This is a genomic window from Arthrobacter sp. 10T416 (genome assembly GCF_056394165.1).
Genome location: NZ_JBFTHI010000022.1, coordinates 1 through 11,261 on the forward strand (window position 1 = coordinate 1; position 11,261 = coordinate 11,261).

The 11,261-nt window shown below is 68.8% G+C and carries 9 protein-coding genes and 1 rRNA gene; 3 read left to right on the top strand and 7 right to left on the bottom strand.

Annotated features, from left to right (window positions below):
- Window positions 1–2 precede the first annotated feature (2 nt).
- From rrf to AC1DBE_RS15780, 3 genes are all read left to right on the top strand, one after another.
- Window positions 3–119: ribosomal RNA gene (rrf, locus tag AC1DBE_RS15770) — 5S ribosomal RNA — on the top strand.
- Window positions 120–244: 125 nt separating this feature from the next.
- Window positions 245–1,090, top strand: a complete 846-nt coding sequence (locus AC1DBE_RS15775; protein WP_476880291.1) for an SDR family NAD(P)-dependent oxidoreductase — start codon at window positions 245–247, stop codon at window positions 1,088–1,090.
- A 93-nt stretch (window positions 1,091–1,183) separates the two neighbouring features.
- Window positions 1,184–1,486 (top strand): excalibur calcium-binding domain-containing protein, encoded by a 303-nt coding sequence (locus tag AC1DBE_RS15780; protein ID WP_476903639.1) that lies wholly within the window; start codon window positions 1,184–1,186, stop codon window positions 1,484–1,486.
- A 71-nt stretch (window positions 1,487–1,557) separates the two neighbouring features.
- Here the strand turns inward: AC1DBE_RS15780 and AC1DBE_RS15785 are convergent, their stop codons facing one another.
- The 7 genes from AC1DBE_RS15785 to AC1DBE_RS15815 all read right to left on the bottom strand — a co-directional run bounded on the left by AC1DBE_RS15785 (window position 1,558) and on the right by AC1DBE_RS15815 (window position 11,256).
- Window positions 1,558–3,417: a putative bifunctional diguanylate cyclase/phosphodiesterase gene (locus AC1DBE_RS15785; protein ID WP_476971127.1), complete on the bottom strand. Its 1,860-nt coding sequence runs from the start codon at window positions 3,415–3,417 to the stop codon at window positions 1,558–1,560.
- A 184-nt stretch (window positions 3,418–3,601) separates the two neighbouring features.
- Window positions 3,602–5,743, bottom strand: coding sequence for a putative bifunctional diguanylate cyclase/phosphodiesterase (locus AC1DBE_RS15790; protein WP_476971128.1), 2,142 nt, complete (start codon window positions 5,741–5,743; stop codon window positions 3,602–3,604).
- A gap of 50 nt (window positions 5,744–5,793) precedes the next feature.
- A complete protein-coding gene (locus AC1DBE_RS15795) occupies window positions 5,794–6,684 on the bottom strand; it encodes a putative bifunctional diguanylate cyclase/phosphodiesterase (protein WP_476971129.1) in 891 nt (296 codons plus the stop codon).
- Window positions 6,685–6,755: 71 nt separating this feature from the next.
- Complete coding sequence (locus AC1DBE_RS15800) at window positions 6,756–7,427, bottom strand: diguanylate cyclase domain-containing protein (RefSeq protein ID WP_476971130.1); 672 nt, start codon at window positions 7,425–7,427, stop codon at window positions 6,756–6,758.
- A gap of 128 nt (window positions 7,428–7,555) precedes the next feature.
- Complete coding sequence (locus AC1DBE_RS15805) at window positions 7,556–8,944, bottom strand: UDP-glucose dehydrogenase family protein (protein ID WP_476879579.1); 1,389 nt, start codon at window positions 8,942–8,944, stop codon at window positions 7,556–7,558.
- Window positions 8,941–10,146, bottom strand: coding sequence for a glycosyltransferase family 4 protein (locus tag AC1DBE_RS15810; RefSeq protein ID WP_476971131.1), 1,206 nt, complete (start codon window positions 10,144–10,146; stop codon window positions 8,941–8,943). Before AC1DBE_RS15810 ends, AC1DBE_RS15805 begins: the two co-directional genes overlap by 4 nt.
- A gap of 966 nt (window positions 10,147–11,112) precedes the next feature.
- Window positions 11,113–11,256, bottom strand: coding sequence for a hypothetical protein (locus AC1DBE_RS15815; protein ID WP_476971132.1), 144 nt, complete (start codon window positions 11,254–11,256; stop codon window positions 11,113–11,115).
- Window positions 11,257–11,261 lie beyond the last annotated feature (5 nt).

The window sequence follows — 11,261 nt, forward strand, 5'->3', positions numbered from 1 at the left end:
GTTACGGCGGTCATAGCGTGGGGGAAACGCCCGGTCCCATTCCGAACCCGGAAGCTAAGACCCACAGCGCCGATGGTACTGCACCCGGGAGGGTGTGGGAGAGTAGGTCACCGCCGGAACACTATTACAGGTCGAGAGCCTCCAACCACCAGGTTGGAGGCTCTCCCACTTTAACCACCCAACCAACACCCAGCCACGGTGGTTACCCTTGAGTAGGCATAGACCACCAACCACGGGAGATCCCATGACTGCACGGACCATCGTCATCACCGGCGCCAGCGACGGCATCGGCGCATCCGCGGCCAGGACCCTGGCAGCGCAAGGCGAGAACGTCGTCGTCGTCGGGCGCTCCGCGGAGAAGACCCGGCGGATCGCGCAGGAGACCGGCGCGGACTACCTCGTCTGTGACTTCGCCGAGCTGGCCCAGGTGCGCCGGCTCGCGGCGCAGCTACGGGAGAAATACCCGCGGATCGACGTTCTGGCCAACAACGCCGGCGGGATCATGGGCGCGCGGGAACTCACCGACGACGGCCACGAGAAGACGTTCCAGATCAACCACCTGGCGCCGTTCCTGCTGACCACCGAGCTGATGGACGTCCTCACCGCCAGCCAAGCCACCGTCATCAACACCTCCAGCGCCGCCAATTCGCTCTACGGCCGGCTGGACATCAACGATCTCGAGCTTGCCAACAAGTACACCGCCAACCTGGCCTACGGCAACGCCAAGCTGGAGAACATCCTCTTCACCGCCGAGCTGCACAACCGGTACCAGGCGGCCGGCATCTCCACAGCGGCCTTCCACCCCGGTGTAGTGGCCACCAACTTCGCCGCGGAGACCACCAGCCCCTTCAGGTTTATGTACCGCTCCTTCCTGAACAGGTTCATGCTCTCCCCGGAGCAGGGCGCAGACACCCTCGTCTGGCTCGCCACGGCCACACCGGGGCAGGACTGGGTCTCCGGCGCCTACTATGCCAAGCGGGCCCTGGCGAAGGCCAACAAGCAGGCCTACGACGCCAGGCTCGCCGCCGAGCTATGGGAGCGCAGCGCCGCCATGGTGGCGCAGGAACGCGACCTCGATCCCCGCGGCTGACACGGTCCGCAATCGTCCGGAACGTGGGATAGGATTTCCCTGATCCTCGCCGACACGCGGCCGAGGGCTTCTATGGGGGAAGGGCTCTCGAACGTGCGCCTGAAGAAACTGATCATCGTCTCACTCGCCGCCAGCGCCGTGGTGCTGAGCGGAACGGCCGTACCTGCCTCCGCAGCCCCGGCGCCAAAGTCCTACAAGAACTGCACCGAACTGAACAAGGTCTACCCGCACGGCGTCGGCCGCAAGGGCGCCAAGGACAAGACCACCGGCAAGAAGGTCACAAACTTCCGCGTCGACAGCACCCTGTACAGCTACAACGACGGCGGCCCGGTCAAGCACCGCGGCGAGTACGACCTCGACCGCGACAACGACGGCATCGCCTGCGAAAAGCGCTAACCCAAACGAAAGGCCCCGGCAGAGTTGCCGGGGCCTTTCGCGTACTTAGGAAGGTGCGGTCAAGCCGGCGGCTACCGCGCGGCCTCGACCGTGTCGATCGCCGTCAGGGCGCTCTCCATGGTGCCGGCGAGGTCGCTTGCGGGGGCGGGCTTGGCGAACAGGTAGCCCTGCAGGGAGTCGCAGCCGAGGTCCATCAGGTAACCGGCCTGCTCGGGCGTCTCGATGCCCTCGGCGGTGACCTTCAGGCCAAGGTTCTTCGCGGCCGTGATCATGGTCCGGAAGAACGGCAGGTGTTCCTTGCCGGTCTTGATCATCGCCACAAAGGACCGGTCGATCTTGACCATGTCCAGGGGCAGTTCCTTCAGCTTGCCCAGGGTGGAGTAGCCGGTGCCGAAGTCGTCCATCGCGATCCGCACTCCGGCCTCGCGCAGCTGGCCCAGCTGCCGCAGCACGTCCGAATCGGCGTCGAAGAACACACTCTCCGTCAGCTCCAGCATCAGCTGCCGCGGGTTGACCCCGGTGGAGGCCACAATGGACAGGACATCTGTGGCGAAGTCGCGGTGCTGGAACTGCAGGCCGGAGACATTCACGGCGACGCTGTACGCGGCGTCGCCGGCCAGCCAGGGCCGAATCTCGGCGCAGGCCCGGCGCATGACCTCGTCGCCGATCTCACGGATCAGGCCGCTCTGCTCGGCCACGGGCAGGAACTGGTTGGGCGGGACCAGCTTGCCGTGCCGCTCCCAGCGCGCGAACGCCTCGAACTGCACCACAGCGCCGAGCCCGGGGGAGACCACCGGCTGGTAATGCACCGAAATCTGACCCAGCCCCACAGCCTGCCGCAGCCCGGCCTCGCCCTGGGCACCCTGCACGCCCGTCTTCAGCATCTCCGGCCGGAACTGCAGCCACGTGTTCTTTCCGGCCGCCTTGGCCGCAGCCATGGCCGAGTCCGCCTGCCGCAGCAGCTCCGCGCCGTCGTGCGTCTGCGGCGACCGCGAGGCCAGCCCCATGCTGACCGCGGGGCGGACCATCGAGCCGCCCACCCGCGCCGGGACGTACAGGGACTCGGAGATCCGCTTGGCCACGGCCCCGGCGTTCAGGCACTCGGTCAGCAACACCACAAACTCGTCGCCGCCCAGCCGCGCCACGGTATCGTGCGGCCGGACGCAATTGCGCAGCCGGCTGGCAACCTCCACCAGCAGCTCGTCCGCGGCAGAGCGGCCCAGCATGTCGTTGTAGCTCTTGAAGTCGTCAACGTTGATCATCAGCACGTCCACCGGGTCCGGCCGGCGGAGGGCCGCGGCCAGGCGTTCGTTGAAAAGCGTCCCGTTCGGCAGCCCGGTCAGCGGGTCGCGCAGCACGGCAGCCTTGAGCTGGTCATCGTGTTCCGCGGGCGAAAGGCGGGGGAGGACGCCGGTGTGGCCGGGCACCAGCTCGGCTTCGAGCGAGGCGAACGTCCGACGCCGGGCGGCAGGCGCCGCCGCGGCGGCACCCGGCGCTGCGCCGTCGTACGCGTTCGCGTGACTCGACGCAGGGGCTGACGCGGCGTGCCCGGACACCGCCCGGACCGAGACGGCGACGGCGCCCGCGCCCGACGCACCGCTTGAGGCGCCGACGGCCGCGGACGGAACCGCGGAGCACGTGATCTCCAGCGGGAACTCCGAGGCGTCGCCCCGCCGGCCCGAGCCCGCGAAGGGTCGGGAACCCTGCGCGGCAGCGCCGGCGTCTGCCAGCCCGGCCAGGAGCTTGTGGAAGTCTTCCCGGGAGGATTCGGCCAAGAGCAGGGCGTAGTCGGCGCCGAGCAGCTGGGCGCGGGAGTAGCCGAAGAGTTTCTCCGCGGCGGCGTTCAGGAAAGAGATGGACCCGTCCGGGGCCAGCAGCAGCAGGGCGTCGGGGCTGTGCTCCAGCACTGCCTGCGCAAACGTTGCGTCCATAATGTGTACTGCCCCCAAAGCGATGGATCCGTGACTGGTGGCCCGCTGCCGGAAACCCCGTGGCGGTTGCCGGCGCCGTGCCTGCTGAAATCATAAGTGCTCGGTAGCACACTGCCGTGCCGCCCCGGCAGTATTTGCGAAAGCGTCCGAATGTGTCGTCCGGGCGCCCAGACACCCCGCCGGGCTACAGGACGGCGACGGCGTCCTGCAGCTCCAGGAGCGCCTCGGCGGTCTGTGCCATGGCAGCGCCCCGGCGGGCCTCCGGGACAGGCCGGGAGAACAGGTAACCCTGCAGGGCGTCGCACTCGTGTTCCATCAGGTACCGGGCCTGGGTGGGTGTCTCGATGCCCTCCGCGGTCACCCGCAGGCCCAGGCTGTGCGCCATGTGGATCATCGAGGTGAGGATGGGGAGCCGCTCCTCGCCTGTGTGCAGCATGGAGACGAAAGACTTGTCGATCTTCACCGCGTCCACTGGAAGCTCCTGGAGCCGGCCCAGCGAGGAGTAGCCGGTGCCGAAGTCGTCCAGGGCCACCCGGATGCCGGCCGCGCGCAGCGCGATGAGCTGCTGGATGACGTGTGTGGCGGCGTCGAAGAACACACTCTCGGTGACCTCCAGGACCAGCTGGTGCGGATCCACCCGGCTCCACGCGGCGATGTCCAGGACCCGCTCGGCGAAGTCCTTGTGCTGCAGCTGCACGCCGGAGACGTTTACGGCCAGCGTCCGGCCCGGGTCCTCGGCCAGCCAGGGCTGCAGTTCCGTGCAGCTTTGCCGGAGTACCTCGGCGCCGATGTCCCGGATCAGGCCACTGCGTTCGGCGGTCTGGATGAAGGTGTCCGGGGCCATGAGCTCCCCGTCGCGTTCCCAGCGGGCCAGGGCCTCGAACTGCACCACCTCGCGCCGGTTCGTGGAGACCACGGGCTGGTAGAACACCTTGATCTGGCCGAGTTCGACGGCGCGGCGCAGCCCCGCGGTCAGCTGGGTGCGCTCGAGCAGGGTGGTCAGCATCTCCGGCTGGAAGTGCACGTAGCAGTTCTTCCCCGCCTCCTTGGCGGCGTACATGGCCACGTCCGCCTGCCGCAGCAGCTCGGAGGAGGACATACCGTCGGAACCGCGCATCGCGACGCCCAGGCTCAGGCCCGGGCGCATCAGGGTGGCCTCGATGGTGACCGGGGCGTTCAGGGTGCTGACAATCCGCTGCGCCACGGTGTCCGTGTCATTGCAGCCCACCAGGAGCACCACAAATTCGTCGCCGCCCAGCCGGGCCACGGTGCCGTGCGGGCCCACGCAGTTCTGCAGCCGGCGGGAGATTTCCACCAGCATCTGGTCCCCGGCGTGGTGGCCCAGGATGTCGTTGACGTCCTTGAAGTCGTCCAGGTCCAGGAGCAGTACGGCCACCGGCCCGGGGGACTCCAGTGCCGCCGTCGCGCGTTCATTGAACAGCATCCGGTTGGCGAGCCCGGTCAGCGGGTCCTGGAAGGCCAGGGCCTTGAGCTGGTCCGCCTTCTGGGCGAGTTCGTCGAGGGCGCGGCGGGCCGTGTCCTGCGCCATGGTGCGGGAGGTGACGTCGCGGAAGTTCCAGATCCGGCCCACCACTTCCTCGGCCACCTTCTGCGGCCGCGAATACAGTTCCACGGTGCGGCCGTCCTGGAATTCGAGCAGGTCATGGCTGTGCAGTTCGTGGTTGGCGTAGAGCTCGGCGACCTTGGCTTTGAAGGTGTCCGGGTCCACCAGCTGCTTGGCGATGAAGCGGACCAGGGCGTAGGCGTCGTCCTCGGCCAGGATCTCGCGCGGCATACCCCAGAGCCGGAGGTATTGTTCGTTGACGCCGGTGATCTGGCCGGTGTTGGACACCACCACAATCGCGTCCGCAGTGGTCTCCAGCGTGGCGTCCAGGAGCGAGACAGCGTGCCGCCGCCCGGTGTCGTCGTCCTGCCGGTGGGAGGTGTCGCGGACCGCCACGGCCATGGACGTCTCCGTCTGCATGGTGACCAGCGAGCACGTGATGTCCAGCGGGATTTCGTGGCCGTCGCGGTGCAGCCCCATCCCGGGGAACGGGCTGGTGCCGAAGGTGCCCGAACGGCCCAGCCGGCTCCAGACCCGCAGAAATCCGCCGCGGTCGTCCTCCACCAGCAGGCGGTGGTGTTCGACGCCGATCAGCTCGTCCTGGGAGTAGCCGAACAGGCGCTCTGCCGCCGGATTCAGGAACGTGATGATCCCCTCGGTGGTCAGCAGCAGCAACGCGTCAGGGCCCTGCATCAGCAGGGTTTCCGCTAAACCTTGTTCCACGTCGATGCCAGCCCCCAGGCGTTCGGTACTCGGGTCCACCGTCCAGGTGGTCAGTAAACTTCAAGCATCATAGGGCCCTGAGACCCAAATCACAGAACCCGCTGGGTTTTGGCAGTGGTGTCGCCGCGCAGGCCGGCGATTGTCCGTGCCGAGGCGGCGAGGGCCGCGCCCAGGCTGTCGGCGGGCTGGGGCCGGGAGAACAGGTAGCCCTGGAGTAAGTTGCAGCCGCGGGCCATCAGGTATTCGGCCTGTTCCCGGGTCTCGACCCCTTCCGCGGTGACGTTCAGGCCCAGGCCGTGGGCCATGTCGATCATGGAGTTCAGGATGGGCAGGCGTTCGGTGCCGGTGCGGATCATGGCGACAAACGACTGGTCGATCTTTAGGGTGTCCACCGGCAGGTCCTGCAGCCGGCCCAGGGAGGAGTACCCGGTGCCGAAGTCGTCCAAGGCCACCCGGACCCCGGCACTCCGGAGCTGCACCAGCTGGCGCCGCACCTGGCATTCGTCCTCGAAGAACACACTCTCGGTGACCTCGATGACCAGCTGGTGCGGGTCCACGCCGCAGGAGCCCGCGGTGGCGAACAACAGTTCAGGGAAGTTGCCCTGCTGCAGCTGGACGCCGGAGACGTTGATGGCGAGGGAGCGGGTGGGGTCCTCGGACAGCCAGGGTCCCAGCTCCGTGCAGCCGCGCAGCAGCACCTCGGTGCCGATTTCCACGATCAGGCCGCTGCGCTCCGCGGCGGGAATGAACTGCTGCGGCGGGACCAGGCGCCCGTCGCGTTCCCAGCGGACCAGCGCCTCGACCTTGACCACGGTGCCCAGGCTCGAGGAGACAATCGGCTGGTAGTGCACCGCGAGTTCACCGTTGTCGACGGCGGCGCGCAGCCCGGCCTCCAGGTGGGTGCGTTCCAGCAGTTCGGTCATCATTTCCGGGCGGAAGCGCAGGTAGCGGTTCTTCCCGGCGGACTTGGCCGCGTACATGGCGATGTCCGCGCGGCGGAGCAGCTCGGAGGCGTCGCCCGCGTCCTCGCCGATCGACGCCAGCCCCAGGCTCAGGCTGGGAGCCGACGGCCCACCTCGATCAGCATCTGGTMCCCGGCGTGGTGGCCGTGGACGTCGTTGACTTCCTTGAAGTCGTCCAGGTCCAGCAGCAGGACGTCGACGGCGGTACCGCAGGGCCCGGCCAGGGCGTGCGCCAGCCGGTCGTTGAAGAGCTGGCGGTTGGAGAGCCCGGTCAGCGGATCCTGGAACGCGAGGGTCTTGAGCTGGCTGGCCTGCTGGGCGAGGTCCGCCATGGCCCGGTTGATCTGGTCCTGGTCCCGCCGGGCCTGGCTGACGTCGCGGAAGCTCCAGACTCGGCCCACCACGCGGTCCTCCACCTTTTGCGGGCGGGAGTAGCGTTCGAAGGTGCGTCCGTCGCGGAAGTGCAGCACGTCGTGGCTCTCAGCCGCCGGGTCCGCGTACAGGGCCGTGACCTTCGCGAGGAACTGCTCGGGGTCCTGCAGCTGGCCGAGCACGGAGCCGATCACGGCCTCGTCATCGCCTGCGTCGACCAGGTCGCGGGGGATGCCCCACATGGTCAGGAACTTGTTGTTCACGGAGGAGATGCGGCCCTCGGCGCTGACCACCAGGATGCCGTCCGCGGTGGACTCCAGGGTGGCCGAGAGCAGGGACATGGCTTCGCGGAGCCTGGCGTCCTCTTCGGTGCGCGCAGAAGTGTTCACGCGGCCGGAGCCGAGCGATTGTGAGACCAACGATGTTCCATGAGAATCCTCCCCACAGAAATCATAGGGTGCAGAGCGGGGCCGGGGCGCCGCCGCGCGGATATCCGTCGGGTTTGGGGTGCTGCCGCTCAGTCGGCGGTAGCCAGCCGGTCCCAGGCCGCCGCGTCCACGGGGGTCCCGGCGTCGGACCGTCCCAGCCCGCGCACCGTCCAGCCGGCCGCGGACCAGGCGGCGGCGTCGAGCGCGTTCCGGGCGTCCAGGATATTCCGGCGCCGGACCAGGCCGCCGGCGGCCGCGGGCGACAGCGCACGGTAGGCCTCCCACTCCGTTAGCAGCAGGACCAGCTCGGCGCCGTCGAGCGCCTGCTCCACCTCGGCCTCGAAGCGCAGCTGCGGGTAGCGCAGCCAGGCGTTGTTGATCGCTGCCGGGTCCGTGACGGTGACGTGCGCGCCGGAGTCGGCCAGCTGCTGGGCAACATCCAGGGCCGGGGAGTCGCGGATGTCATCGGTGTCCGGCTTGAAGGCTGCCCCCAGCACGGTCACGCGCCGGCCGCCGAGCTGGCCGCCGCAGAGTTCCCGTGCCGCCTCCACGGTGCGGGAGCGTTGGCTCCGGTTGATCCCGTCCACCGCGGCCATCCAGGCGTCCACCGAGTCCACGCCCAACGTTTGCGCCTGCACCCGGAGTGACCGGATGTCCTTGGGCAGACAGCCGCCGCCGAAGCCGAGCCCGGCGTGCAGGTACCGGCCGCCGATCCGCGGGTCCAGCCCCATCGCCTCGCCCAGCTCGGTCACATCGGCGCCCGACGCGTCGCAGAGTTCGCCCATGGCGTTGATGAAGCTCAGTTTGGTGGCCAGATACGCGTTCGACGCCGACTTGATCAGTTCCGCTGTGGCGAAGTTGCAGACGAGCCGGGGGATGCCCGCGGAGAGAAGCGGAGCGTAGACCGTGTCCAGGACGGACGTGACGGCCGCGCCCGTGCTGTCCGGGCGCTTGGCCGAGTCCTTGCCGCCCGGTACGCCGTACACCAGCCGGTCCGGGACCAGCGAGTCCTTGACCGCGGTGCCCTGGCGGAGGAACTCGGGGTTCCAGCCAAGCAGCACGTCCGGCCGGCCTGCGAGGACTCCGCGGAGCATTTCCACCGTTCCCACCGGCACAGTGGACTTGCCGACGACGGCGGCGCGCGGGGCCAGGAACGGCAGCACCGACTCGATCGCTGAGACGAGATAGCTGAGGTCGGCGCCGTCGGAGGTCTTGGACTGCGGTGTCCCGACGCAGAGGAAGTGCAGTTGCGCGCTGGCGGCGTCGGCGAAGCTGGTGGAGAACGCGAGCCGGCCGTTGGCGCGGCCATCGCGGAGGAGCTCGTCCAGGCCGGGTTCGTGGAACGGGGCGGTGCCGCGGTCCAGCTGGGCGATCTTGGCGGCGTCGACGTCAATCCCCACGACGGTGTGGCCCATCGAGGCCAGGGTGGCAGCGTGCACCGCGCCGAGGTAGCCGCAGCCGATCACGGAAATCTTCACAGGGTTGCTCCTCTGGTAGGGGCGGTGGTGGTTGCGGTTGGTCTCGTGGCCGKGGTGGTGGCTCTGTTGGCGGGGTTGGACTGGACGGCGGGGTTGGCCTGGACGGCCTCGTAGTGACCGACGAGTTCCCGTCCGAGTGCCTCCCACGTCCGGCCTTGGACCGAAGCGTGCGCGGCGGCGGCGAACGCGCGGCGCTTGGCGTCGTCGCCCGTCAGGTCCGCCACGCGGGACCGCATCTCGGCGAGGTCTCCCGGTTTGTAGAGCCAGCCGGTCCGCGAGTTTTCCACGAGGTCCAGCGGGCCGCCGCGCCCGGTGGCGACCACGGGGACGCCGGAGGCCATCGCTTCCTGGATGGTCTGGCAAAAGGTCTCGAACTCGCCCGGGTGGACGAACAAGTCGAAGGAGGCGACGGTCCGGGCCAGGTCCTCGCCGCCCAGGAATCCGGTGAACACGGCCCGGGGCAGCGCGGCTTCGAGGGCTTCGCGCTGCGGCCCGTCGCCGACGATCACCAGCCTGGTCCCGGGGATGTCGGCGAGTACGGCCAGGTCCTCCACCTGCTTCTCGACGGCGAGACGTCCCACGTAGCCGATGATGCGCTCGCCGTCCGGGGCCACGGAGGCACGCCACGCGTCGTCGCGCTTCTCCGGGCTGAACCGTCGGGTGTCCACGCCGCGGCGCCACATCCGGACGCGGGGGATGCCGCGGCCCAGGAACTGGTCGCGGGCGAAGGTGGAGGGGACCAGGGTGCGGGTGGCGAGGAGGTGGATCTGCTCCACCCGGTTCCACGCCCAGTTTTCGAGGAACGGGACGCCGTAGCGCGCCGCGTAGCCGGGGACTTCGGTCTGGTAGATGGCGACGCTGGCGATGCCAAGTTGATGCGCGGCCTGGGCTGCCCGCCAGCCGAGCACGAACGGGGAGGCGAGATGGACGACGTCGGGCGCGTAGCCGGCAAGGATTCGCTTGACCCGGGCCACACCGCCCAACGCCACCCGTACGTTCGTGTAGCCGGCCAGGGGGACGGAGGGGAGCCGGTGGATTTTCGCGCCGTGGACCTCTGCGGGGACGTCGGTGTCCTGCGTGGAGGGCGCGATTACCAGCACCTCGTCGCCCCGGTCCTGCAGGTGCTCCAGGACCCTCAGGATGGAGTGCGTGACTCCGTTCATCTGGGGCAGGAATGATTCGGCGACTAGTGCGATCCTCACGCCTCCACGGTGGCCGCGGCCGCTGACGGGGCGGGGGCGTCGGCGTGGCCTGCAGGGGAAGAGTGGGTTAACAGGCGTGTGCATGGGTGGGGTTTCTGCGGGGAGGAGGTTTCGGGGTGGGGTGGCTGACCGGGGCAGGGGGAGCTGGTGGGAGGGGCTGCTGCGCCGGTGGAGTGGGCGGAGTGCGGGACCGGGTGCTAATCGGGCGGGTTCGTGGAGTGCGCGGCGGAGCTGGGGCTGGGTGATTCCTCGTGTCGGCTGCGAAGTCGAGACTTGGGTGGCCTGCGCCGTCGAGCACGCGATTCACCAAAAGGGGCCGCTAATCCACCCCGCGAAGCGGCCATTTGTGGCAAGTCGACGTTGGCTCGGGGCTGGAGAGGTGCTTGGCTCAGGGTCGGTGCGCCGGGGTGAGCTTAGTGCGGGTTGGTCGCACAGCATTCGTGCGGGTTGGTCGCACACTAGGTGTAGTTGGCCGCCGACCGGTAGTGGTGGACCGCTGACCGGGGGACCCCCGCCGTTGCCCGGGGTGGCCTGGTCGCCGTCGCGATTCTCCAAGAGTGGCCGCTAAACCACCCCGCGAAGCGGCCATAAGTGGCAAATCGACGTCGGCTTGGGGCTGGAGAAGGTCCAGAGGTCCGCGCCCATACCGAGCGCGCCGGACCGGGGAGTGGCCGGAGAGCGTTCCCTATTCGACGCCCATTCGCCAGAAACGGCCGCTTGCCGAACCCCATTGCGGCCATATGTGGCGAATGGGCGAAGGAAACGCGGCCACGAAACGCATTCGGGCCCCACGTTGGACCCGCCGGCCTCGCGAGCGCACCCACCCCGCCCCAACGAACGCCCCCACAGCAGGAAGCTGGTGCGGACACCTATAACGCTCCAGGGGCCCACACCAGCAGGTAGTACGAATTTGTTGGATTACTGAGAATCGGTCCTCATTCGCGGCTCCCTTTTCCCGGAGTTCAGTTACCGGGTTTGTGCGTCATCGGCCAGATGCCTCGCGAGCAGCCAGCCGGCGCCAATCATTGCCACGCCCAGCACCATGTGAGTCCAGTTGTCCATGGTGTTGAACGCCAGGAAATTGGCCGCCGACCCCACGCCGACGATCAGCCCGT